The organism is Austwickia chelonae NBRC 105200 (assembly GCF_000298175.1).
GTDB lineage: Bacteria > Actinomycetota > Actinomycetes > Actinomycetales > Dermatophilaceae > Austwickia > Austwickia chelonae.
Genome location: NZ_BAGZ01000016.1, coordinates 66,781 through 90,979, shown reverse-complemented (window position 1 = coordinate 90,979; position 24,199 = coordinate 66,781). Strand labels below are relative to the sequence as shown.

The 24,199-nt window shown below is 64.6% G+C and carries 25 protein-coding genes; 15 read left to right on the top strand and 10 right to left on the bottom strand.

The genetic code is table 11. From position 1 onward, the window contains the following. Positions 1–149: 149 nt before the first annotated feature. The 4 genes from hcp (at position 150) to AUCHE_RS16710 (ending at position 5,324) form a co-directional block, all read left to right on the top strand. Positions 150–1,763, top strand: coding sequence for a hydroxylamine reductase (hcp, locus tag AUCHE_RS11205; protein WP_006503419.1), 1,614 nt, complete (start codon positions 150–152; stop codon positions 1,761–1,763). A 299-nt stretch (positions 1,764–2,062) separates the two neighbouring features. Beyond that, positions 2,063–2,212 carry a hypothetical protein gene (locus AUCHE_RS16720; protein WP_155889057.1) on the top strand — a complete coding sequence of 50 codons (150 nt, stop codon included), beginning with the start codon at positions 2,063–2,065 and terminating at the stop codon, positions 2,210–2,212. A gap of 1,211 nt (positions 2,213–3,423) precedes the next feature. Beyond that, complete coding sequence (locus tag AUCHE_RS16715) at positions 3,424–4,266, top strand: hypothetical protein (protein ID WP_143115152.1); 843 nt, start codon at positions 3,424–3,426, stop codon at positions 4,264–4,266. A 206-nt stretch (positions 4,267–4,472) separates the two neighbouring features. Next, positions 4,473–5,324, top strand: coding sequence for a hypothetical protein (locus AUCHE_RS16710; RefSeq protein WP_006503417.1), 852 nt, complete (start codon positions 4,473–4,475; stop codon positions 5,322–5,324). A 308-nt stretch (positions 5,325–5,632) separates the two neighbouring features. On the opposite strand, the gene AUCHE_RS11190 is transcribed toward AUCHE_RS16710, so the two are convergent. From AUCHE_RS11190 to AUCHE_RS16995, 3 genes are all read right to left on the bottom strand, one after another. After that, on the bottom strand, positions 5,633–6,409 hold the full coding sequence (locus tag AUCHE_RS11190) for a phosphatase PAP2 family protein (RefSeq protein ID WP_052024895.1): 777 nt from the start codon (positions 6,407–6,409) through the stop codon (positions 5,633–5,635). Further along, positions 6,406–7,506, bottom strand: a complete 1,101-nt coding sequence (locus AUCHE_RS11185) for a diacylglycerol/lipid kinase family protein (RefSeq protein ID WP_006503415.1) — start codon at positions 7,504–7,506, stop codon at positions 6,406–6,408. The genes AUCHE_RS11190 and AUCHE_RS11185 overlap by 4 nt, the downstream gene beginning before the upstream one ends. Before the next feature lie 64 nt (positions 7,507–7,570). After that, positions 7,571–8,425, bottom strand: coding sequence for a hypothetical protein (locus AUCHE_RS16995; protein WP_006503414.1), 855 nt, complete (start codon positions 8,423–8,425; stop codon positions 7,571–7,573). 133 nt (positions 8,426–8,558) lie between these two features. On the opposite strand from AUCHE_RS16995, the gene AUCHE_RS16990 reads away from it, so the two are divergent. Then, positions 8,559–9,407 (top strand): siderophore-interacting protein, encoded by an 849-nt coding sequence (locus AUCHE_RS16990; protein ID WP_006503413.1) that lies wholly within the window; start codon positions 8,559–8,561, stop codon positions 9,405–9,407. A gap of 104 nt (positions 9,408–9,511) precedes the next feature. Here the strand turns inward: AUCHE_RS16990 and AUCHE_RS11170 are convergent, their stop codons facing one another. Next, a complete protein-coding gene (locus AUCHE_RS11170) occupies positions 9,512–10,399 on the bottom strand; it encodes a matrixin family metalloprotease (RefSeq protein WP_006503412.1) in 888 nt (295 codons plus the stop codon). A 372-nt stretch (positions 10,400–10,771) separates the two neighbouring features. Between AUCHE_RS11170 and serS the strand changes: the two genes are divergently transcribed. From serS to AUCHE_RS11130, 8 genes are all read left to right on the top strand, one after another. Continuing rightward, positions 10,772–12,103 (top strand): serine--tRNA ligase, encoded by a 1,332-nt coding sequence (gene serS / locus AUCHE_RS11165; protein WP_006503411.1) that lies wholly within the window; start codon positions 10,772–10,774, stop codon positions 12,101–12,103. 117 nt (positions 12,104–12,220) lie between these two features. Further along, positions 12,221–13,216: a hypothetical protein gene (locus AUCHE_RS11160; RefSeq protein WP_006503410.1), complete on the top strand. Its 996-nt coding sequence runs from the start codon at positions 12,221–12,223 to the stop codon at positions 13,214–13,216. Positions 13,217–13,352: 136 nt separating this feature from the next. After that, the gene (locus AUCHE_RS11155) at positions 13,353–14,309 is read left to right on the top strand and encodes a serine hydrolase (protein WP_006503409.1); all 957 of its coding nucleotides are present in this window, start codon (positions 13,353–13,355) and stop codon (positions 14,307–14,309) included. A gap of 241 nt (positions 14,310–14,550) precedes the next feature. Then, positions 14,551–15,441, top strand: coding sequence for an HAD family hydrolase (locus AUCHE_RS11150; protein WP_006503408.1), 891 nt, complete (start codon positions 14,551–14,553; stop codon positions 15,439–15,441). 278 nt (positions 15,442–15,719) lie between these two features. Next, the gene (locus AUCHE_RS11145; RefSeq protein WP_006503407.1) at positions 15,720–15,983 is read left to right on the top strand and encodes a hypothetical protein; all 264 of its coding nucleotides are present in this window, start codon (positions 15,720–15,722) and stop codon (positions 15,981–15,983) included. 146 nt (positions 15,984–16,129) lie between these two features. Beyond that, positions 16,130–16,948 carry a TrmH family RNA methyltransferase gene (locus AUCHE_RS11140; RefSeq protein ID WP_006503406.1) on the top strand — a complete coding sequence of 273 codons (819 nt, stop codon included), beginning with the start codon at positions 16,130–16,132 and terminating at the stop codon, positions 16,946–16,948. Positions 16,949–16,985: 37 nt separating this feature from the next. Beyond that, positions 16,986–17,627 (top strand): VOC family protein, encoded by a 642-nt coding sequence (locus AUCHE_RS11135; RefSeq protein ID WP_006503405.1) that lies wholly within the window; start codon positions 16,986–16,988, stop codon positions 17,625–17,627. Between the two features lie 218 nt (positions 17,628–17,845). Then, positions 17,846–18,565 (top strand): GmrSD restriction endonuclease domain-containing protein, encoded by a 720-nt coding sequence (locus AUCHE_RS11130; protein ID WP_162137251.1) that lies wholly within the window; start codon positions 17,846–17,848, stop codon positions 18,563–18,565. A gap of 72 nt (positions 18,566–18,637) precedes the next feature. On the opposite strand, the gene AUCHE_RS11125 is transcribed toward AUCHE_RS11130, so the two are convergent. The 3 genes from AUCHE_RS11125 to purB are packed head-to-tail and all read right to left on the bottom strand — an operon-like array spanning position 18,638 to position 21,048. Next, positions 18,638–19,153, bottom strand: coding sequence for a guanyl-specific ribonuclease (locus AUCHE_RS11125; RefSeq protein ID WP_006503403.1), 516 nt, complete (start codon positions 19,151–19,153; stop codon positions 18,638–18,640). Next, positions 19,150–19,626 carry a barstar family protein gene (locus tag AUCHE_RS15805; protein ID WP_006503402.1) on the bottom strand — a complete coding sequence of 159 codons (477 nt, stop codon included), beginning with the start codon at positions 19,624–19,626 and terminating at the stop codon, positions 19,150–19,152. Before AUCHE_RS15805 ends, AUCHE_RS11125 begins: the two co-directional genes overlap by 4 nt. Positions 19,627–19,638: 12 nt before the next feature. After that, positions 19,639–21,048: an adenylosuccinate lyase gene (gene purB / locus AUCHE_RS11115; RefSeq protein ID WP_006503401.1), complete on the bottom strand. Its 1,410-nt coding sequence runs from the start codon at positions 21,046–21,048 to the stop codon at positions 19,639–19,641. Here purB and AUCHE_RS16700 point away from each other — a divergent pair, their 5' ends adjacent. After that, positions 21,049–21,372: a hypothetical protein gene (locus AUCHE_RS16700; protein WP_143115147.1), complete on the top strand. Its 324-nt coding sequence runs from the start codon at positions 21,049–21,051 to the stop codon at positions 21,370–21,372. It abuts the gene before it with no gap. A gap of 188 nt (positions 21,373–21,560) precedes the next feature. Here AUCHE_RS16700 and AUCHE_RS11105 read toward each other — a convergent pair whose 3' ends face one another. Continuing rightward, on the bottom strand, positions 21,561–21,791 hold the full coding sequence (locus AUCHE_RS11105) for a hypothetical protein (RefSeq protein ID WP_006503399.1): 231 nt from the start codon (positions 21,789–21,791) through the stop codon (positions 21,561–21,563). A gap of 196 nt (positions 21,792–21,987) precedes the next feature. Here AUCHE_RS11105 and AUCHE_RS11100 point away from each other — a divergent pair, with 196 nt between their 5' ends. After that, positions 21,988–22,548, top strand: a complete 561-nt coding sequence (locus AUCHE_RS11100) for a GNAT family N-acetyltransferase (RefSeq protein ID WP_006503398.1) — start codon at positions 21,988–21,990, stop codon at positions 22,546–22,548. 39 nt (positions 22,549–22,587) lie between these two features. Here the strand turns inward: AUCHE_RS11100 and AUCHE_RS11095 are convergent, their stop codons facing one another. Continuing rightward, a complete protein-coding gene (locus AUCHE_RS11095) occupies positions 22,588–23,103 on the bottom strand; it encodes a low molecular weight protein-tyrosine-phosphatase (protein WP_006503397.1) in 516 nt (171 codons plus the stop codon). Next, on the bottom strand, positions 23,100–24,140 hold the full coding sequence (locus AUCHE_RS16695; RefSeq protein WP_143115146.1) for a DUF4282 domain-containing protein: 1,041 nt from the start codon (positions 24,138–24,140) through the stop codon (positions 23,100–23,102). The genes AUCHE_RS11095 and AUCHE_RS16695 overlap by 4 nt, the downstream gene beginning before the upstream one ends. Between the last annotated feature and the right edge of the window lie 59 nt (positions 24,141–24,199).

Sequence of the window (24,199 nt, the reverse complement as noted above, 5' to 3'; positions counted from 1 at the left end):
CTGAATTCCTGTAAATTAACGAAGAGTGTTGCCGCGGCAACAGACAATCTGTATGTCGAAAGCATAGCGTCGCTGGTGACACTGCCCATATATGGGTCACAAAGTGCGTGGCGCCCCGCAACGCCCGCCATCATTAAAAGGAAGAAGCCATGGCGACCGACTTGACCAGCATGTTCTGCTACCAGTGCGAACAGACCGCCCACGGCACCGGATGCGTCACCAAAGGCATCTGTGGGAAGAGCCCCGCAGCGGCCGAGGCCCAGGACGAACTCACCTATGAGACCCTCCGTCTGGCTGCCGCGATCGCCGAACGGGAAGGCGGGGCCGACTCCGCCACCGAGGACGAGATCGTGCTGATCATGGAGGCCCTGTTCACCACGATCACCAATGTCAGCTTCGGGCCGGAGGCCTCCGCCGGTTTCGCCGCCCGCGTCGACAGCGCCCGCCGCTCCTTCGACCCCTGCCCGGAGCGCACCCTGCCCGCGCTGGCCGACCACCGTGCCATCTTCGGGGAGGGCGGAGTCGAGGGGTCCTGCCGGAGCCTGCTCATCCTCGGCCTGCGCGGCATGGCCGCCTACGCCCATCACGCGTACGTCCTGGGTTACCGCGACGGCAAGGTCGACCGGTGGCTCGTCCACGGGCTCGCCGAGGCCGCCGGCCACCACGACGTCGAGGGGTGGCTCGGGCTCCTCCATGATTTCGGCCTGGCCAACTTCGCCTGCATGGAGCTGCTCGACCGGGCGAACACCGCCAGCTATGGCACCCCGGAGCCCACCAGCGTCACGATGGACGTCGAGCCCGGCCCCTTCGTCGTGGTCACCGGGCACGACCTGCACGACATGAAGATGCTCCTGGAGCAGTGCCAGGAGGCCGGGGTCGACGTGTACACCCACGGCGAGATGCTCCCCGGTCACGCCTACCCGGAGTTGAAGAAGTACTCCGTCCTGAAGGGCAATTTCGGCACCGCCTGGCAGAACCAGCAGAAGGAGTTCAAGAATGTCCCCGGGGCTTTCCTGTTCACCACGAACTGCTTGATGCCGCCCCGCTGGACCTACCAGTCGAATATCTTCACGACCTCGGTCGTCGAGTACCCCGGTGTCGCTCATATCCCCGCGGACGAGAACGGGTGGAAGGACTTCTCCCCGGTCATCGCCCGGGCGAAGGAGCTCGGCGGTTGGTCCGAGCGTCACCACTTCAGCGGCATCAACGGTGGGTCCACTCTCACCACCGGTTTCGGGCACGGGGCGGTGCTGGCTGCTGCGGACCAGGTCGTCGCGGCCATCAAGGACGGGGCGCTCAAGCACATCTATCTCGTCGGCGGGTGCGACGGTCGTGAGCCGGGGCGTGACTACTACACCCACCTGGTGGAGCAGACTCCGGCGGACAGTCTGGTGCTGACCCTGGCCTGCGGGAAGTACCGTTTCAACGACCTCGACCTGGGCAACATCGGGCCGTTCCCGCGGATCATGGACATGGGGCAGTGCAATGACGCCTATTCCGCGGTGAAGGTGGCGTCGGCGCTGGCCGAGGTGTTCGAGTGCAGCATCAACGACCTGCCGTTGACCTTGATGCTCTCCTGGTACGAGCAGAAGGCGGTCTGTGTGCTGCTGTCGCTGCTCTCCTTGGGCGTGAAGAACATCTACCTGGGTCCGACGCTGCCTGCTTTCGTGTCCCCGGAGGTCTTCGAGGTCCTGGTCTCCTCCTTCGGGCTGCGCGGGACGACCACGCCCGAGCAGGATCTGGCTGCGGTGGCGGGGAGCTGACGTCGGCTGTTCGACGGTGCGTACGACGGTGGCCGTCCCCTTGTCGGGGCGGTCACCGTCGGCTATGTGGCAGGTTTTAGGGCAGGAATTCAACCTGTAACCCGCTGTGCAGGTCGAAGCATCCCTCCGTTTCTTCGCCTCCCTCTACCAAAACCCACTCGATGTCGACTATCTGTTACGTAAATTCGGATTGGAGAAGAAACGGAAACCCCCCTTTCCGACGCTGTCCGGCGGATAGAAAAAGTCGACTGGCCATCGCCCGGGCCCTGGTAGGGAACCCTGGCCTGGAGGAGAATCAGGTGCTTTCCGAGTGTGATCCGACCCTCCAGGACGCGTGCTTCCTGCTGGCCGCTCGTTTCACCTCGGTGGAGGTCGCCGGCGGATCGTCCGGCCTGATCTTCGTCGCTCTGGCTGCCCGTTTCTTCAGGTGGGCGTCGAGCAACCGATGACCCTGATCTGCTCGTGGCTCCGGGGCCGGGCCACGATCTCTTTCATTGTCGGCTCGATCTGCCAGTCGACATACATGGTGGTGTGCACCGGACAGGGCGATCAATGTGCTGCAGATGGTTGGTTTCGGGGGTCTCGCTGTTGATTGCTCTTCTGACGGTGTGTGCGAGCAGCTCTTGGGCCATGGATCACCTCGGGCGTGGGTGCAAAAGGTAATTTTCACCCCATAAAGGCGTTCACATATACTATTTTGCTAGATCCAATATGATCCTGTTAGTGTGCATCCTGCTGCGGCAGAAGAAGATTGGGTTTCCAGCTCGTCTGAGATGCAGCAGCTACCTACAGCCTGAGCGTCTCGGGGAGAGTCACGTGTGCACAAAAAAACTAACGCTGGGATTCACTGCGGTCGCAGCTGCGAGCCTTGCGCTAATTTCAGGAGGAGCGCACGCCTATTCGCCTGTATCTGAAGGTGCGCGTTTGGCGTCAAATGCTCAAGGTGATGTCATGCCAAAAATGATGTGTTCTATTATCTTCCTTCGGGGCGCCTGAATCGTATCGTTGATGGAAATAATCAAAGTATTACGAGGTTGAAACCCGGGGATAAGCTGCCTATTTGCGCTTTGATATCAGGCAGGGAGAGTGGATGGGAACTGGTTGTCTCCGACGTCATCGAGGAAGATGTTGCTCATCTCAGTCAAGCGTGGGGAAGGCTGGACCGAGCATCAGACAAGGTGCCGACAGCGCAAATTCTTCCGCGCGGTTATGTCGTCGATGATTTCAGGATGCCCGTCGACTTGCCAGGAAGCTAACGACCTACACCTGGCCGTATCGCGGGCACATGCATGGTGGCGCATAACCGCGCAGCCCAGTAGCAAGAAGTGACCTAGGCCAACTGCTAAGTCAGTGAGGACGCCAGCGCATGAGGCGTCCAGATTGCTACTGCCCCCGCAGAACACTGATCACCAGGTCCTGCTTTGCGCTTCTCACCCACTTCAAGAGAATTCCCTATCTACGGGCAGAAAAGCCCCTTCTTCTTCATCGGGATTTTCATGTGAAAAAGAAAGAGAAGGTATGCCACCTCCCAGGTGGATAGGTGTAAGCGCCCCCAAATCGCCCCGGCCGAGAAAGTGAGGCTTGATTTACTCATATATAAATGGAAAGTAATCAAACCTAAGTCGATTCTACTGTTTTTTTGCAATTTCTGGAGTGTGAGATGCAAATTCTGCTTGCGACGGCCGCCATCGCTGCCCTTGGCGCAGTCATTCCCGCTAGTCCGCATGTTGTTCAGGGCGAGCAAGGGGTTGGATCACCCCCGGCGCCTGCATGGACTTCGACGATGCAAGAAGGGTACTCGTGGGTAGGGCCTGGGTCTACTATTGTCGGGACTTCTTGTCATTTGAGCCCTGTCTTTAAAGATAAAGAAACAAGCGATTTCATCTATTATCTCGGCCCTTCCTGCCTAAAGAAGTCGGATGGAAATTCGGCAAATAAAGGGGATAGATTTCCTGTCGAAACCCTGCGTTCTTACACAGAAAGCGGGTGGGATCTAGAGATTGTGAAGAAGTTTGAGGGTGATGTGGCCCATTTGAGTCAAGGGTGGGGCAAGTTAGTTCCATCCAATAAGCCCGGTCAAACTAGAGCGCAAGTGCTCCAGAGCGGTTATATCGCTGATCCTGATGGTAAGAAGGTTTGGCCTATCACCGGGACTAAAGATCCGAGTGTAGGACTCAAGGTTGTTCGAGGATGGAAAGGAAAATGGTATGAAGGCTCTGTGGACAAAGTAAATAATTTAGGTGAAGGGCCTATGGACTTGACCGGCACATTCTCTTTCGCAAGAGAGAGTCCGGGATACCTGAATCACGGAGAAGCCGTCATGGAGGGCAATTCACTCGTGGGTGTGGGGGTGGGGCAGGTGAGGGATAAATATGGCCTTGCCATGAAGGTCGAGAGCATAGGTCTTGGATTTGAGCCGCCAAATGGAATTTCTCTGGTCCTTGGGAAAGAAGATTACTTGGCTGCGGAAGGTATCGTCCCGGATCGTCCGATGGGCGAGTAAATCGTAGTCAGCCCATTTGTTGCGCTGTTAGCGGTCACAATATTTTGGCTTTCAAGCGACCTATCCATTGGCTGAGCCGCATCATCATGCGTCTGCCTTGCTTCCTGCTTTTATCCAGGCGATCAAACGACCCAATCGAGATCGAATACCTCTTCCCCCTAGAAAGCGGTAGTTGCCGTCTCGTCACTCTCGAAGGATTCTTTTCCGTGTTGAATAAAAAGAAGATTGCGATCTTCGCACTGGTCGCAGGATACGTGTTCCTTCCCCAGTCCGCTCTTGCAGCCCAGCCGAAAGTTGACGAAGGTGTCGCACCCAAATGGATATCCACTATCGACAAGGCAAAGCAAGAATGGATCGGGACTGGGTCATCTGTCCAAGTTAATGGAGAGTATGAGCCGTGCATCCTAGGTCCTGCGTTTAAAAAGGAAAATGGGGATGTTCTGTATTATTTGGGATCAAACTGTAGCCAAAGGGTTAAGGTTGGCGAGAAGCTCCCAATCTTAACTAGGAATAAATATGTAAACAGCGGCTGGAGCTTCAGTGTCGATTATGTTTTCCAGAATGACCCTGCGCATTTGGGTCAGGTGTGGGGTAAGTTGGAAAGAACTGGGCAAACCAATGCTCAGGTCTTGAAAACTGGGTATATCGCTGGTCATAACGGCACGACAGTTTGGCCGGTGCTGGGAACTCGAAAACCCGAGGTTGGCCTGAAGGTCGTTCGAGACGGTAACGCTAGATGGTATCAGTCAGAGGTTAAGGAGATTTTTAAGAAGGAGACTCCCCAGAGTTTGAGTGAATTTCTCCATTCCTTCTCTGTCGACGCCCCTGAGCATGGAGCGCCTGTCTCCGGAGAATCCCTTATGTATGGAAACTATCTTGTAGGGGTCGGTTCGGGAGCAAGTAGAAATTATCGGGAAGGCCGCCTGGGTTTGAGCCTGGAAGGTGTGGAACTTGGCTTCAAGCCGGCCTTGGACCTGAAGCTCATCACGGCCGAGAACTGTGACGGCACTGATAACTGCTACCTGGAAGGGTATGGCATCACTCCTCGTCGGAACTGAAAAATTCCGATGTGAACTTTTTGCCAGGACGAAAGGGGTGATCCACGAGGGAAGTAACTGCTGTTATGCCTTGGGAATCTGTGACAGATTCTGTCGGCGATATCTGCTTGATGCGAGGGAGCGCACGTTGTGAAGTAGCCCTGGACCAATCCACTACTTGACAATCAGAGGCCTTCGCGTCGCACGAGCACGACCCGCTGACCCACGTCTCACCTCGGCGGAGGTCGCCGAGAGGTCGTCCGATCTGTTCTCTTCGCCGTTACGACGGCGAAGAGAAAGAGACCGACCTTACGGCTTGACCTGCTGCGTCAGATCGTCCGCTGTGGAGCTGGACGGTGACGCAGTCCTACCCAGGCCGCCAGGGTGAGACCACCGGCCAGGAGAAGACCCGCGAGCACATCACTGGGGAAATGGACCCCCAGATAGAGCCGGTTCAACGCTGTGGCCGCACAGAAGAGCACCGCCACGACGACGACGCTCCCCCGGATCCACTGCGGACGTCCGGAAAGCAGCGGCCACACCAGCACCAGCACGGTGCAGAACATCAACGTCGCGTGGAAGACATGCCCGGAGGGGAAGGAGAAACCGGGAGCCCAATGGGCGATCCCGGAGAAATCCGGCCGAGGACGGGCCACGATCTCCTTCACCGTCGGCCCGACCTGCGAACCGACATACATGGTGGCGCACGCCCACAGGGTGCGATGCCGGTAACTGCTCCGCCACGCCCACACCAGGGCCGGCGCGCTCAACAGATAGACATTCGTCGGAGCCGAGATGTCCTTCCACAACAGCAAGAGCAGGATCATCGGCCGGTTGCCGCGGGAGACATCAGTAGCGGCGCGGACGACGTCTTCGTCCCAGGAGACCATCGGCGTCCAATCGAGGACGACAGCGACCGCGATCACCGCCGCCGGGAGACAGGTCCCGCAGGCGACGACGACAGCGATCAGGAGACGGTGAGGGACCGTCCTGGCCAGTTCGGTCCATTCCTGCCGTCTCCGCTGCCGGACGCCCGGCCCAGGTCGGTCGTCATCGGACCGCTCCGTCTCTGCGGGTAGGGGCGCAGGAGGCGGTGAACCACTCATGTAGGACTCCCGGTCGTGGTGCGGATGAGGAGCGCGTGCTGGCGTACCGCCACCGTCAACACCAGCCCGGGGCCGATGGGGTCGCCGTCCAACTGGACTTCCTGGGGGTGGTCGAGGGTGATGGACATGGTCGTGCATCGGCGGTGTTCGACCATCGGATGCCCTTTGCGCTGCTTCGTCAGCAGCCGCACACCGACACCGGCCCAACCGACGAGACCTTTGGGGGAGAGGACCACCGCGTCGAGGGCGCCGTCGTCCACCTCCGCGTCGGGAAGGAGCTCCACACCGCCCTGCAACCGCCCGCAGTTCCCGATGATCACCGACCGGACCCGTCGGTGGCTGCTCTCCTCCTCGTCGAAGACGAGGGTGGCGGCGAACCGGTGCCCGCCGAGATTCTTCGCGCCGGAGACGAGATAGGCGGCCCACCCGACATGCGCCTTGAGATCCTCGGGAGCCTGGGCCACGACATCGGCGTCGAAGCCCACCCCGGCCATCACCAGGAAATAGTGGTCCTGGGGTTCGGTCTGAGCGTCCTCGGGGATGTCGATGTTGACGACTCCGACGTCGATGGCCCGATTCTCACCGGTGAGGGCCACCCGTAGTGCTGCAGAGAGATTGTCGAGAGGCAGGGCGAGATTGCGGGCCAGGAGATTGCCCGTGCCACCGGGGAGCACACCCAAGGGGGTGTCCGATCCGATCAGCCCGGCAGCGACCGCCCGGACGGTCCCGTCGCCGCCGAGCGCGCAGACCAGGTCGACCTCGCGGGCGAGAGCCTCGCGGGTCTGCCCGGTGCCGGTGTCCTCCTTCGAAGTCTCGTAGAAGAGCGGCAGTGCCCAGCCTTCCTCCTGGCAGACCCGGCTGATAGTGGCTCTGACCTTTGCCGGCTCAGTGAACTTCGACGGGTTGATCACGACGGCCGCGATCGGTCGGGCGCCTTTCTCCCCGGCCTCGTCCTCGGCGGAGTCCGGGTGCGACAGGGCCCTGCCGGCCTGTCTACGCTGGGTGAGGAGCACTCCCGCGGAGAAGAAGAGCGCCGCAACGACGATCAGGCCGATGAGCAGAGCGATGAGCTGCGTCGACCAGCCGAGTTCGTTCACGCCACGACGATACTGGCGCAGGAGGTTTCAGACGACTCAGCCGGGGTCGGACGTCATACGAATATCAGGGTGTGTCGTCGTCGACGGCATCGGAACGAACGCTCTCCGTCCGGGAGGCGGATCCGAGATCGACGGTCGGAGGGGCGCACCAGGCGGCGGCGACGGTGGCTCCGAGCAGGGCCAATGCGAGCTCCTGGAGACGTTCGGTCGGCTGGCCGGTGGTCATCCCGTGCGCGGAGAGGACGGCACAGGCCAAGGTGACGCCCAGGACGAGGAGATCGGTCGTTCCGGCCGGGAGCCCCTGCGTGGACGGGGCCTCGGCACGCGCTGCCTGGTCGACGCTGTCGAGGACCGCGGAGACCAGACCGATGCCGAGCAGACCTACGGCCAGGGCCGACCCGGTGGCCGGTCCGGAGGCGCCGCGGGCCAGGGGGAGCGCCGCCAGCAGGGCGACGGAGCCGAGCACGGCGGACAGCAGCAGGGCACGCCGAGCGGTGAGCGCGGTGACGGCGACCGGGGCGACCCGGGTGATGGCGAACCAGCCGGCCAGGGCGGCGACGGAGCCGAGGACCGCGGGCAGTGGCGTCCCGGATCGGACGGCGAGTACGAGCAGTGCTGCGCCTGCGGAGGTGAGGGCGATTCGGGCCGGGAGGAACACGGGCCGACGAGGGATGTCGAGCAGGCCGGGCCGTCGTCCGCTGCGGGGCGGGTCGGTGTCGCGGCGGTGGGGCAGCGGTCGTAGCCGCGGTGCGGCCCAGAGCGCGAGCACGGCCGGCAGACCGAACAGGAGCGCGGGGAGCGCTCCGCGGGCATGCCACAGGTGGAGGAGCGGTAGGGCGAAGCAGACGGTGCCCAGGTGGAACAGGAGCGGACGGCCGAGGTACGAGGAGGCGGGCGACGCGCTGTCGAGGGCGGGCACGGTGGCCTTTCACGGGTGCGGCAGAATCACGGGTACGTCTGGCGGGTCAGGCCGTACCCGCCACTCATGCCCTCAGTATCTTTACCTTAAAGGTAAGCCTTGCCTTAGTGATGTTCAACCGGAAGGAGCCGGGATGCCGACCACCTCCGAGCGGATCCTGCGGGGTCTCGTCGACACCTGTTCCAAGGTGGCCATGAGCGCTCCGATCAGGCGGGAGAACAGCCCCCATCTGGTCCTCGAGGTCGGTGCGATCACCGACGTGGCACCGGCCGTCCGCAGGATCACCCTGAGCGGGCCCGCGCTGAACGGGTTCTCCCCGGTCGCTCCGGACGAGTTCGCCGGCTTCTTCCTGCCCCGCGGGGAAAGCCTCTCGCTGCCCCCGTCCGACGTCTTCGACATCCGCAAGGCCGTCCGGGAGATGCCCGAACAGACCCGCCCCGAACTGCGGTGGTACACGATACGGGCTTACCGGCCCGAGGTCCTGGAACTCGACCTCGAGGTGCTGCTCTACGGGGAACCCCACGGCCCCGGACGGACATGGGCCGCCACCGTGCAGGTCGGGGACCAGGTCGGAGTACGCCTGTCCGGCGGTGGCTACCGCCCACCTCGTCCCGACGAGCCGCAGATCCTGATCGCGGACGAGAGCTCGCTGCCCGCGCTCTGCGCGATCGGGGAGAGCCTGACGGGCCTGCCCGAGGCCGAATCGGTGCAGGCCTATGTAGAGATCCCCGACGACGACTACGCCGCACCGATGCCGACGATGCCCTTCCCGGTGGAGATCCACCGGCGAGGGATCCGGGTGCCCGGCGCGGCGATCGAACCCGTCCTGGCGACGACGCCGTTGAGCGGCTTCCGCAGCGCGTGGATCTGCGGTGAAGGCACGATGGTCAGGAAGACCCGCCGGATGTTACGGAATGCGGGGATGGACCGTCGCCACATCTTCTACTGCGGCTACTGGACCCGGGGGCACGCCCGACCCTGACCTGTGTCGGTCGTCGCCCCGGGCGGCCCGGCGGACGCGGACGGGGCCGGACCTGTCGGTCCGACCCCGTCGTCGAGCATTCCCTGGTGAGTGGGGAGGCTCGGTCAGCTGCCGTAGAGCTCCTGGATACCGGTGACATCGGTCCTCGTCATGGACAGGTCGCTCGAGGTGCCATTGCACTGCGGGTAGTGCATGATCGACGACGAGTCGTACGGGGTCAGCGGACGCCAGTTGTCGTCCTCGAAGCAGGTCCTGGCCTCGGGGCGGGTGTGCTCGTGGCGCAGACCCAGCACGTGGCCGAGCTCGTGGGCCATGACGTTCGCGGCCGGTGCGCGTCCTCCGAAGATGGAGGAGGTGTTCACCAGGATGTTGCGCGAGTACTTGGGTGAGCTCGGGAAGAAGGCCCGGGCGATGTAAGGCGCGCTGTAACTGGCGGGCTCCACCGAGAAGGTGACCTTGTAGTTCCGGGTGTTGCAGGAGCCGTCCTGATCCGAGACGTACCGGAAGTTGATGGCTCCGGAGGCCTGCTCCCACTGTGCCGTACCGGCGCGCATGGCTTCCACGATGCGGGAGTGGTTGGACCCGAACCGGGTGCTGACGCAGTAGGTCAGGTTGCCGACCTGGGACGAGGTCCAGACGTCGTCCTCGCCGTTGACCTGGTTGACGATGAGCTTCTGCCCTGACTTGGTGGGGCTCTTGCCCACCAACATGTTGTAGAAGGCTCGCAGCTCCGTGCGGGTGCGGATGGCCTCGTCACCGTTGACGATCCACTGACCGTCGATGTCGCGGTAGGTCGAGGCCTCGAACTTCTCGAAGCTGGACATCCGTTCGCTCGCGCTGCTGGCGGGGGCAGCGGCGGGGGAGGACGCGGATGCCGTGATGTTCGGTGCGACCACGCAGAGGGCGGTGACGGCGACGCTGGCGGTGGCGAGAGCAAGAGTCTTCTTGGGGATTCGGGGAGCCAAGGGGATCTTCTCCTTCGTGTGTGCCATCCCGTCGGGGTTATGGGGTGGCTGCTGAGAACGCTAAAGGTTGCTTGAGGTAGAGATCGCCCAAGGATCCGTATGTTTTTCGCCAAGAATGGTCAAGCAGCGCGGCCGTAATGAACGCTTCTTCACTATTTTGACCTGCACTTTTACTATTTACTGAGATATTTTCTGGGATACAAGTTTTCCCTGTTCTCTAAAATGGCTCTGCAATTCTCTTGCATCTATACGTCGAACTTGGAAGCCCGCACAGGGCCGTCCCGGAGCCCGGCACCCGGAAGCCCCGCACCCTCCCCGGAGGGGGCCGGACACCGAAACGACGAGACCGCCTCGCAATTCGTTCGCAGCCGACTTGCCCTCGCCGATACCCTGAGTTATGTGATCGACATCAAACTGCTGCGTGAGAATCCCGACGTCGTGCGCCGGTCCCAGATCGCCCGCGGAGAAGACCCCAGGATCGTCGACGCGGTCCTCGAAGCGGACAAGCAGCGACGGGAGTCCCTCGCCGAGTTCGAACAACGTCGATCCGAGCAGAAGAGCACCAGCAAAGACGTCGGCGCCGCCATGGGACGACTCCAAGCGGCCAAGAAGGCCGGCGCCGCCGCCGAGGAGATCGCCACCCTCGAGAACGAGGCCAACACCGCCCGAAGGTTCGCCGGCGATCTCTCGGCCCGGGTCAAACAACTCGAGGCCGACGCCGCCGAAGCGGACACCCAACTGGGCACCCTCCTGCGCCGCATCGGCAATGTCATCATCGACGGCGTACCCGCCGGCGGCGAAGACGACTTCGTCCTGAGAGAGGAATGCGGGACACCCCGCGACTTCACCGGCGAAGGCTTCGAACCCCAGGACCACCTCACCGTCCTCGAAGGACTCGGCGCCCTCGACATGGCCCGAGGCGTCAAGGTCGCCGAATCACGCTTCTACTACCTCGTCGGCCAGGGCGCACGCCTGGAGAACGCCCTGATGAACCTGGCGCTGGACACCGCCTACGAGAACGGCTTCACCCAGTTGACCGTCCCCACCCTGGTCAACCCCGCCACCATGGCCGGCGCCGGATTCCTCGACGCGCACGAGGACGAGGTCTACCGACTCAAGGCCGACGACCTCTTCCTGACCGGCACCTCCGAGGTCGCCCTGGCCGGATTCCACTCCGGGGAGATCATCGACCTGAGCGACGGGCCGAAACGGTACATCGCCCAGTCGACCTGCTACCGCAGGGAAGCCGGCAGCTACGGCAAGGACACCCGCGGAGTGATCCGCGTCCACCAGTTCCAGAAGGCCGAGATGTTCGTCTACTGCCGCCCGGAGGACGCCGAGGAGGAACACGCCCGCCTCCTCACCTGGGAGAAGCAGATGCTCGACCTCATGGAGATCCCCTACCGGGTGATCGACGTCGCCGCCGGTGACCTCGGCGGACCCGCGGCCCGCAAGTACGACTGCGAAGGCTGGGTCCCCAGCCAGGGCAAATACCGCGAGCTCACCTCCACCTCGAACTGCACCACCTTCCAGGCACGGAGGCTGGGCATCCGGGAGAAACGGGACGGCCGCACCGAGATCGTCGCCACGCTCAACGGAACCCTGGCCACGTCGCCGCGTTGGCTCGTCGCGCTCGTGGAGAACCACCAACAGGCCGACGGCTCCGTCGTGGTCCCCCAGGCGCTGCGCCGCTATCTGGGCGTCGACGTCCTCACCCCGGGAAGCCGCTGAGCCCGGCGTCCGGGCCCCGGCAGCGACCGACCCGGACGCCGACTCGTCGCAGACTCTGCGCAGCCGACCCGAAACCCCTCCTCACCTGCGGAAGACGAGCACACCTAGGCTGTGACCATGGATGAACGACACGTCCGAGCAGTGCTCCGCCGTGCCGTCACACAACGACGACGTCTGACCGTCGCCGGAGCGATCCCCCTGATCGGAGCGGCCCTGACCGCTGCCGTCTACGGCGGGAACCTCCTGCTCGGCGGCGACCCCTCCGCGGTCGACCTGGCCCTGTGGCCGACGGTCACCGCGACCGCCGCAGCCACCTGCGCAGGGATGTGGCGCAGCGGCCGGGCCCCGGTGGACCTGGACGCCCCGTTGACCCGCTGCGTGGTGGTGCGCCCCCCACGTGCCGGGCAGCGAGGGCTGCGGGTGCGCCGCCCCGACGGCGCGATCCTCGAAATCCCCCTGACCGTCGCCAAGGGATCGACCTCCCTGCGGGCCGGCGACGACCTGTGGGCCGTCTCCTGCCAGGACGGGCAGCCGTTCGCGGCCCTGCGCTGGGACCAGGCCCTGGGATCGGGGCTGTTCGTCCGCGGCCTGCGCCGCGCCAGGATGGTGTTGCCACCCAGCGCCTCTCCGCAGGACGGCGTGCCGATGGTGCGCGGCCGGGAGGTCGTGGGTGCCGGGGGCGGGATCGGGCTGCGTCGACCGTTGGCGATCGCCCCGTTGACCCCGGCCCAGGAATGGATCCCCCCGGAGGCGATCGACGAGACCCAGGCTCGAGCCCTGCTCGACCGGGAACGACGTTCTCCGTTGGCGGCGCCGGACATCCCACCGGACGCGCCCCTGGGGCTGGTCCGGGTTCTCACCGCCCGGCGCACCGCCTCCTCGTCCACGAAGGGTGAGGTCTGGGTGCAACGTCCCGGCGGGGACGAGTTCGGGTGGAAGGCCCGCACCGATGCCTGGCCGGGGGCCGACACCACGGCCTGGGCCACCCGGGTCGCCGACGGGCTGTACGTCTACCTGGTCGCGGTGACCTCCACCGGCGACGTCGTATTGGTGCGCCCGTTGTCGACGGCGGTGCCGCTGCATCCTTTCGAACGGGCCCAGACGGGCCGCTGACCCCGCGGCCGCCGACACAGGCCGGGCGACTCCTGCACGGTAGGCGCGTTCATGCACCTTTGTTCGGCCCCGGTTATCCGTCGACCGCTCAACTCGCTTCCTCTGCTGTCGAGTGATGAGGGGAAGGGGGTGGGCGATGAGCAGAACGGCTCAGTTGTGGTGTGCGGCCCTGGTGACCTGGGGGCTCGCGGCGGTACTCGGCGTATTCGCGGCCGTTTTCGTCCCGGAGCTCTTTCCGACCAGCGGGCCTTTCGCCGCGCCGTTGTCCGCTCAGGCCGCTCAGGCCCCTGCCGCGTCGCCCACGCCGAAGGTTCCACCCGGCGCCGGTGGACCGGCTGCTTCCGGAGCCGCCCGGGCGGACGTCTCTCCGGGAGCACGCCAACGAGCCGCGGACGCTGCCGTGCTCCGGGCGACCGGCCAGGGATGGCGCAGCGGGATCGCGGTGGTTGACCTGGCGACCGGGCAGACCACCTTGGCCGGGGACGCCCGCGGATACTTCCGCGCCGAGTCGACGATGAAACTCTTCCTGGCGACCCGGCTGCTCGTCGAGGACCGACTCACCGGCCCGACGGAGGACGCGGCCCGTCGGATGGTGGCGCTCTCCGACGACCAGGCCGCGAACACCCTGTACGCCGCAGGCGGCGGTGACGCCCTGATCACCTGGATCGCCGGCCGCTACGCGATCCCGGATCTGGGTGTTCCGCCGGTGCAGGGGCCCGGCCAGTGGGGAAGCACCTTGGTGACCCCGCGCGGCATGGCGGCCTTCCTCCAGGCCGTGCACCAGGACGGAAAGGTCCGTCCCTGGTTGGTCGACGCGATGACCGACATGTCGACCTTGGCGGCGGACGGCACCAACCAGGTCTTCGGGCTGCGGGCGGTGGACCCCACTGCCGTGGTGAAGCAGGGATGGGGAGGAGGAGACAGCCCCGGGACCGTCACCGGGACCCCCACCGTGGGCTATGTCGACCGAGGCCGGTACGCGGTGGCGATCATGACCACGCGGATGCCCGGCACCTCGGTGGAAGCGGCACAGGAAGTGGTCTCCGCGCAGGCCAGGATCCTGATGCCGGACGGGCGGATGCCTCGTCCGTGAGATGCACCCGGGAGCGACGTCCGCCCTCGCCGACGGTGGAGGAGCGGCCCGCCGGGGAGAATTCGCCGGGAGTCCATCTCTACGTCATGACGAACCTTCCTGATCCGTGGGACGTTTCTTCCGGTAGAAAACATGACGAAGACCAGCCCGGCGGCAGGAATGATGCGAGCCTGTCGAGACGCCGCCCGTAGGGATACGGATGTCGGCACGGAGAAGGAAGCCGGGCACGAGGAGGTATGTGATGAAGATCGACCGTATGACCACCGCCGGCCCCGGACGGCTCCCTTTCCCGGAGCGTCTGCCGACCTCCGAAGGGCGGCATCTGGTGGCGATCGACCTGGACGGCACCACCCTGCACCATGACGGTTCCTTGTCCCAGGACGTGATCGACGCCGTCGCCGAGGCGCAGGAAGCCGGCCACGACATCGTGGTCGCGACCGGGCGTTCCCTGATCGCGACAGTGCCGGTGGCTACCGCTCTGGGCTTGGTGGACAACTACCTGGTCTGCAGCAACGGCGCGGTCACCGCTGCCCTGGACGCCGATGAGCCCGGAGGTGCCCGGCTGTTGGACGTGCGGACCTTCGACCCCGGGCCGGCCCTGTCGGTCCTGCGGGATGCCTGGCCGGACGCCCAGATGGCGGTGGAGGAGGTCGGCCGCGGCTTCAAGGTCAGCGGGGACTTCGAGGGCACCGACGATCTGGAGGGGCGGATCCGAGTGGTCGACTGGGCCGAGTTGGTGTCGACCCCGACCACGCGGGTGACCTTTCGCAGTGCGACCGGCACCTCCGAGGACTTCCTGGAGCTGGTGGAACGGATCGGCTTGCACGGCGTGAACTACGCGGTGGGTTTCACCGCCTGGCTGGACATCGCGCCCGAAGGGGTCAGCAAGGCCTCAGGCCTGGAGCGGATCGCCCGGGAGCTGGGCAGCGACCCGATGCGGACGGTCGCGGTGGGGGACCAGCGCAACGACCTGGAGATGCTGCAGTGGGCGGCGTGCGGTGTCGCGATGGGCAATGCACCTCCGGAGGTGCAGGCCGTCGCCGATCTGGTGACCGCCCATGTCGACGAGGACGGACTGGCCGTGGTGCTGCGGGCATTGCCCCCCGGGCAGGTCGAAGAACGCTGCGCCTGACATGCCGTTCCCCCGCAATTTTTATTGCCCGGGGCGCTTTGTTTAAACGCACGTCTGTATGTCCTTTTCTGGTCGGATAAATCTTTACGATCGTTCGACCAGAACGGTCGATCATGGATGGGGTGCATCGCGAGCTGCGCAAATGCTCCGGATGGGCGCTTCGTCGATTTTCTCCCCGGGAAAGCTTCACCGCGCTGTAGCCGCGTCGATGATGAGGGTGTCGCCCGCAAGGGATGTTCATTAAAAACTCTCCGAAAGTATCTCCCGAAAGGAGGATCGTGCTTATTTCCGCGGATACCAAGAATGCTGATGGTGAACAGCGCGCAGCAGCCGACCCCGTATTCTCCAGCCATCTGCGCATCGCTGATTTCGCCGCTGATCTTTCTCACCGAATCCTGACGGAGACGCAACTCGGTGACACGGGCCCCGACGACGAATACCTCCTCGGTTACGCGCGGGCCATGTCCGACATCTCCGAAGCGTTGATGTCCGGCGATCTCCAGCACGGGGGATTCTTCTTCCCCGACGGGGACGACGGATGAGGACTCGGGAGGCCGACCGACATCGCCCACGAGAAAGATCCACGAACGCCGGGGCGGGCATCTGACCAAGATGCCCGCCCCGTGCCTGTGCCCAGGGCCCGGGCGGGATGCAGGGGGCCGGCCGGAGATGACAAGCTGAGGGGGCCATGGCAGATCTCATCATCACCAGTCCCGCGAATCCCCGGGTCAAGTCGCTGACCGCGCTACGTCGCCGCCGGGTGCGCGACGCCCAGGGGGTCACCCTGTTGGAAGGCGTCGACGAGACCGCGCTCGCCCTCGACGCCGGCGCCCGGCCTGCCGGGCTCTATCTGTGCCCGGAATTGATGGCCGACCCCGGGCGGGGAGAAGCTTTGGCGGAGAGCGTCTCCGGCCATGGCGGGGAGGTCGTCCGCTTGTCCCGTCAGGTGTTCGAGAAGGTCGCCTACCGGGAGGGGCCGGACGGTGTGCTCGCCGTGGTCGCCTCGCCGGCGAAGGCCTTGGCCGATCTGGAGCTCCCTGCGGACCCTTTTCTGTTGGTCAGCCAGGGGGTGGAGAAACCGGGGAATCTGGGGGCGATGCTGCGGACGGCCGATGCGGCCGGGGTGTCCGCGGTGGTCGCTGCGGATCCGGCGACCGACTGGGGGAATCCGAATGTGGTCCGGGGCAGCAAGGGGACCTTGTTCTCCGTGCCGGTCGCCTCGGCGAGTACCCGGGAGACGCTGGACTGGGTGGCGGAGCGGGGGATCGCTCTGGTGGCCACCACTCCGGACACCGATCTCTTCCACACCGACGTCGACTACACCGGCCCGGTGGCGGTGGCCGTCGGCACGGAGAAAACCGGTCTGGACGATGCTGTCCTGGCGGCGGCGACGTACAAGGTGCGTATTCCGATGGCCGGCCGGGCCGATTCTCTGAATGTCGCCACCGCGGCCGCAATTGTGTTGTACGAAGCGGTTCGTCAACGGCGTTCGATGCACACTTCGTGATTCTTCCCGGCATTCTCGGGTGTGCCACCATGGCCGTATGCGAGTCGATCACGTCTCTTATGCCGCCGAAAAGGACGGGGTGCGGGCGACCGCCGATCGCCTGGCCGAACAACTCGGTGTCCGTGCCGTCAACGGTGGGGTCCATCCGTCGTTCGGTACCCGCAATGTCATCCTGCCGATGGCTCACGAACGGTATGTCGAAGTGGTGGAGCCCTTGGAACATCCGGCCACTGACAAGGCTCCGTTCGGCAAGGCCGTCAAACAGGCCTGCCTGGCCGGGGGAGGGTGGTTGGGCTGGGTGGTGCGGGTCGAGGACCTGTCCGCCGTGGAGCAGCGGCTCGGCCGTGACGGGGTGCCCGGCCATCGGGTCTTCCCGGACGGACGGCGGCTCTCCTGGCGACAGATCGGCATCAACGGCCTGTTAAACGACCCCCAGTTGCCTTTCTTCGTGGAGTTCGACAACCCCGAACTGCATCCTTCCCGTGCGGTGGACATCGAACCGCAGGTGAACATCTGCGGGATGACGATCGCCGGGGACCCCGGCCGGGTGCACGATTGGTTGTCCCTGCCTGCCGAGCGCACGTCGAGCGTCATCGACTTCTCCTTCATCGCCCCGCACGGGAATGCCGGCTTGTTGTCGGTGGCCTTCGAGACCCCGCAGGGACGGGTGGAGATCTGACCTGGAGGGATCCGCCCTTCCCCGCTTGCTGCGGTGGGGTGGGGCCGGCCGGTCTGTTCCGACGGTCTGGCTTGGTGAGAACGGACACTTCGGCCACCTCGAACGGGTAGGGTTCAACTCTGTTCGTCGACGTGTGCTCATGTCCTGCCATCAGATTGTCCATGGTTCGTGTGTGTCGTCAGGGGCTGCGGCGACGAGATCCACGGACGGCCGGCAGGATGAAGAGGTTCACTCAGGTGGCGGGGTTGGGATTCAAGAAAATAGGGGCGATGGCGGTCGCTGTCGTCGTCGTGGCGTTGGTGATCTTCTGGTTCGTCCGGACCAACAGCGGCGCCAGACCGTTGTCGAACGAACGCCAGCACGGGCTGCGGGTCGTCCAGAGCCGCGAGAAGGTCAAGGGATACGAACGGGACTGCGGTTCGGGCAAGGGCTGCGTCTTCGGTAAGGCCTGGACCGACGATCACCCGGGCACCGGTGGCAAGAACGGCTGCTCCACCCGGGACGACGTCCTCGCGCTCAGCGGGACCAAGGTCGTCAAGGACGGAAAATGCACCGTCTCCAAGGCCGAGATCGTCGATGCGTACAGCGGCGACAAGATCGCCTTCGAACGGGGACAACGTCCCACGAAGATCGACATCGACCACATCTACCCGCTCTCCCGCGCATGGGACATGGGCGCCAGCCAGTGGCCGGAACAGCGTCGCGTGCAGTTCGCGAATGACATCGACCGTAATCTCGTGGCCGCCGGGGCCTCGGCCAACCGGGAGAAGGGCGACAAGGGACTGGCCGAATGGTTGCCCTCGAATGCCAAGTACCGCAAGGACTACGTCTGCCAGTACGCCCAGGTCACCGACGCCTACGACCTGATGATCACCAAGGACGAAGCCAAGATCGTCGGCCAGCACTGCCCGGACTGGAAGAACTGGAAGAAGAAGTAACGGACACCTGATCAGCCTGCTCTACGACCAGACGGGGGCCTGTCACCAGCGGTGACAGGCCCCCGTCTCGGATCAGGGCGAGGTGATCTTGCAGAACGAGTCGTAATGATCGCCGGTGTAGTACCAGTCCGGCGGATTCTTCTGCGGGTCACCACCGGTGACGATCCGACGGGCGCCACGGTTGGGGGCACCCGGCGTCGGGACGGTGTACTCCCGGTAGTACCCGCTGTCCTTCTGCGGGAGACGTTTCTCGGCATTGCGGAAGGTGACCCCGTCGTTGCGCGGATGCTGGAAAGGCCCACCGGCTCGGATGGACGCGATGATCTGCTTCGTCTCCGAGGGGAGCTTCTGCGGATCGCAGGCCGCGATACTCCCCGCCGCGGCGCCACCGGAGCCGCCTTTCGCGGAGCCACCGGTCGATTTCGCCGAGGTGCTGCGCCCGCTGGAGGCCACCGGCGCCGACTTGCCGCTCTGACCCTTCATGACGGAACGCCCGATGATCAGGACCGCCAACAGGATCAGCAGCACCATGGCCGCCAGGAGGACTTTCTTCGATTTCAAGCGGTTCAACAGTTCGTCCTGATTCACAGCACCGGTCCCTTATCGTGTGGCACATCAAGCAGCAACGGGGCGAGATCGTATCCTTCGACGAAGGCCACCGTCTCGAAAGCGAACTCGTTCGGTGCCAGTTCGAGACACGCCAGGGTCAGGATCTGCCGCACCTGTTCCCAGGTCTGCGGGTCACCTCCGATGAACCGCTCTGCCGCCCGCCACAGCAGCACCACCCCGTTCCGTCCCGGCCACAGATCGGGCAGGTCACGGAGAGCATCCAGCAGGGCGTCGAGATTGTGGTCGGCCGCCCCGGGCAGACGCAGCGCTGCCGCCAACGCCGGCAGTGCTTGCTCCCGTTGCACCACATCGGTGCCGTCCAGCTCGCACACCAGGTATCCGGCGGAGGCCAGCGCCTCGGTGATCTCGGGCCGGCCGGGGTGATCGGTCAGGATCACCCCGCGTCCGGTCACCCCGGGCACCACCTCCGAGACGGCGGGGGGCGTGGTCATCGGTGGCCTCGCTCAGCCGAGATGGTCGCGGACCAACTGCGGGGCAAGCCCGACGTATCCTGCCGGCGTCAGCCCGGACAGCCGCTCCTCGACCTCGGCCGGCAGCCCGAGACCCTTCACGAAGGCGACCAGTTCGTCCTGACCGACCCGCTTGCCCCGGGTCAGCTCCTTGAGGCGCTCGTACGGATTCTCCATGCCGGGGACGCCCTGGGCCGACAGGGCGCGCATCGCCGACTGGATCGGTTCGCCGAGGACCTCCCAGTTGGCGTCGAGATCCCGGACCATCTGCTCCGGTACGGCGTCGAGACCGGCCAGGCCGCGACCGACATTGTCCAGCGCCAGCAGCGCGTGACCCATCGCCGAACCGATATTGCGTTGCATCGAGGAGTCGGTCAGGTCGCGTTGCAGCCGGGAGTTCACCAGGGTTCCGGCGAGCACGTCCAGGAGCGCGTTGGACACCTCGAGGTTGGCCTCGGCGTTCTCGAAGCGGATCGGGTTGACCTTGTGCGGCATCGTGCTGGAGCCGACGGTGCCCTGGCCGCGCACCTGCGCGAAATAGCCCATCGAGATGTATGTCCAGGTGTCGGTGCACAGGTTGTGCAGGATCCGGTTGAATCGCGCGATGTCGGCGTATAGCTCGGCCTGCCAGTCGTGTGATTCGATCTGGGTGGTCAACGGGTTCCAGGTCAGGCCGAGGACGTCGGCGACGAACGACCGGGAGATCTCCGGCCAGTCCACGCCGGGCGCAGCGGCGAGATGGGCGCCGAAGGTGCCGGTGGCCCCGTTGAGCTTGCCCAGGTACTCCTGCCCGTCGACGCGGCGCAGCTGGCGGCGCAGCCGGTGGGCGAAGACGGCGAACTCCTTGCCGAGCGTGGTCGGGGTGGCGGGCTGCCCGTGGGTGTGGGCCAGCATCGGCACGTCGGACAGGTCGTGTGCCATCTGGGCGATCTGGTCGACCAGGGCGGTGGCTCGGGGGGCCCATACCTGGTCGACGGCACCTTTGACCATCAGGGCGTAGGACAGGTTGTTGATGTCCTCGCTGGTGCAGCAGAAGTGGATGAGTTCGGCCAGGCCAGGTTCGCCGGGGGCGATCTCGACGAGCCTTCTCTTCAGGAAGTACTCCACGGCCTTGACGTCGTGCACGGTTTCCCGTTCGATCTCGGCCAATTCGGCGACCTGCTCCGGCCCGAAGTCGGTGACGACGGCACGTAACGCTGCTTGTTCGTCCTCGGTGAAGGAACGCACTCCTTGCAGGATGCCGTGATTCGTCACATGGATCAGCCATTCGACCTCGACATGGACGCGTTCACGGTTCAGAGCGGCCTCGGAGAGGTGGTCGACCAGGGGGGCGACTGCGGCACGGTAGCGCCCGTCGAGCGCGGACAAGGCGATGGCGGGAGAAGCATCGGCAAGGGAACCCATATGCCCATCCTCGCAGAGCACGGCAAGGTCGTCGGTCGCCCGGCGGTGACGGCCCCCCTGGGCGCTGACCGCCGTCAGGGGAGGGCCCTCGCCGGGAACACGGGGGTAACTGCCGTGAAGGAGAACCGTCGTTCAGGGACGGGTGGATTCCTCGAGCTCTTTGTCTCCCTTGACCTTGATGGCGACAGCTGCGGAGAAAAACAACAGTGCGAGAGTGAAAAATTCCATCCGATAAGGGGAGATGAAAATGATGGCGGAGATGACAATGAAAATCTTGGAAAGCAGGGTGTACTTAACTCCGAGTACCTTCATTTTCCATCCTGAGTGGGGTGACGCGCTGGTTGCCTGCGCGGAAGTCAGGCCGAGGTGAATTCCTCGCGTATTTTGCGTGTTTCGCGATGTTAACACGGGCTTCTGTCGTTTCCTGCGGCGAGGAAGATATGTGACATATGGCCGTTATGTGTGCGGGATATGTGCACGGCGCCATGCGGCTCGCGTCGATTCCGATGCCGTCATCGCGGGTGGTGGTGTGTCCGCCTGCCGGGGAATCGGTGCGCCAGGGCGTGGCTGATGCTGTCGCCCACGGCCATCATCAGATAGACGGCCGGCCAGGAACACAGGAAGAGCACGAGGGCTGACCAGAGCCCCCGTCCGTTGAAGGCGGCGTAGAAGGTCAGGAAGCTGACCCCTACGGCGATGAGGGCCGAAGTGATGATCCGGTCGCCGACCTTGCGTGAACTCATTCCGCTGCTCCCTTCCGAATGACCCATGTGGGGCGCGTTCCGGCATGTCGAGAACATTCAGGATGTCACCGATCCTTATCGGTCCACGATACTCCCTTTGCAGAAGAAATGTTGTGACAACTCTCACCGGGGAGGGATGTCCGCCGTCGAAAAATCCCTTCGCCGACAAAGATGCCGGGCGATAAAGTGTTCTTTCATGAAAGCGCAGCGAAAATTCGACGCCCTCGACCTCCGGGACGGAGAAAAACGCCTCCGGGCGCTAGACGAGGACGACGTCGAGGCCGTGCACCGCGCCTGCCAGGACCCGGAGATGCACCGGTGGCTCACCCGCCTGCCCGACCCGTACACCCTCGAGCACGCCCACGACTATGTCCACGAGTTCTCCCGAGAACTCGAGAAGAGCGGTGCCGGTATCGCCCTGGCGATCGAACACGAAGGTCAATTCGCCGGCACCATCGCCCTGGCCGAAACGGACTGGGAAAATTCCCAGACCAAGATCGGTTACTGGGTCGTCCCCTGGAGACGAGGACACGGACTCGCCGCATGGGCCAGCTCGGTCCTCGGCACCTGGGCCTTGCTCGACCAAGGGATCGAACGGGTCGTCCTCAGAGCTGCCACAGGAAATCTCGCCTCACAGCGGGCAGCGGAGAAAGCCGGATATATCGCCGAAGGCATCGAACGTTCCAGCGTCGCGACGCCCGGGGGACGAGGCGACATGAAGGTCTACTCCCTCATCCGGAGCGACCTCGAGAACTGACCGGCGACATCGGCGCAGCAGGAACCCCGGTAAGACGGCTCAGGCCGCCAACAACTCCGACACATGGGCGACCACACCCCGCGAAGCCGAGACGACCTCCGCGAGCACCCGGTCGAAACCGTCCTGGCCGCCGTAATACGGGTCGTCGATCTCCAACGTGCCGGCCGCGACTGCCGCCGGATCGAACTCCCGGAACAACCGGATGTCCACGTCGCCGTCCGGGCCGACCCGATAACCCTGCTGATCCGCCCACCGACGCAGAGTCCGCAGATGGCCTTCATCGGCCACCACCACCAGATCGTGCTCCGCCAGCCACGCCACGTCGTACTCCCGAGCTCGATGCGCGCTACCGTCGAAACCAGCTCCGGCCAAGGTCGACACCGCACGAGGATCCGCGCCCTCACCGACATGCCACGGCCCCGTGCCCGCCGAATCCACCACGACCAGATCGGACAAGCCGGCCTGCGCGAACGACTCCCGCAACACCACCTCACCCATCGGTGAACGGCAGATATTGCCCGAACAGATCACACACACCCGATAAGGCACCGTCACGAGGACTTACCGTCCTCGGCTCGCTTGTCCGCCAAATCCGCCACGTTGACGCACAACTCCAAGAAGATCCGAGTCATCGCGATCGCGATCAACGAACGGACCACCGACGTCAGGAAACCGAAGAAGACCGCAGCATCATTACGGGCATAACCAGGCGCGGTGAAAGACGAAGCCAACCCGGTGATCACCGAGAACAACGACCAGGCCACCACCAACCAGAAGAGAATCGGAGCCAACGCCCGGGTCGCCCGCGCCACGAAGGTGAAATCGAGCATCGCAGCCAGACCCAACGACCGCGGATCCGACGGACGATCGCTCCGGGACTGAGGCTGCTGCTGGCCCGACCAGGACCGGGACGCCTGCGGGTCGCTCTGCGGCGCAGAAGCCGCAGAACCATACGACGGTGCGCCAGGCCCACCTGCCGACGGAGCCCCATACGGGGAGAACTGCGCCGACTCCGAAGCCGGCGCCGCCGGCGCACCCCCGTAAGGCTGCCCGTACGGACTCGGCGTCGACCACGACGACTCAGCCGGAGCAGCGCCATAACCCGGCGACCCCCCCGGCGAGGCCACACCGAAACCACCAGGCGCCATCGGCGCACCCGGCGCAGACGACGGAGCCGGCGCGCCCTGACCGTAAGGCACCCCCGGCGAGGGGACCTGCATCGTCGCCGGCGCACTCGACGACGGAGCCGACGACCACTGCGGCGTCGACAGATCCGCGGAAGACGCCGCAGGCGAGGACGAGCCCGGCGCCGGCGCGGACCCACCCTGACCCGTCAACCGGATCGGACCGGAATCGCTGTGCCCGGGCGTACCCCACCCTCCGGAATAGACCTGGTCGTAACTCGCCTGTGGCTGTTGCGACCAGGCAGGATGCACCGGAGCGGAGGACGACCCGGCCGCCGGCACGGCCGGGGAAGCACCGGAGCCAGGAGCAGCCGCCCCCGTCACCTCGGGAATGCTCTTCGTCGCGGGTGTCGTCTGCGGTGCTGCGCCGTCGGTACGGCTGCCTTCACCGATGGTGTCCTTGTTCATGGACGCTGCCTCCCCTGCCGAATGATCGATGTCCACTGTGGCATATCGCGGTGCTTGCG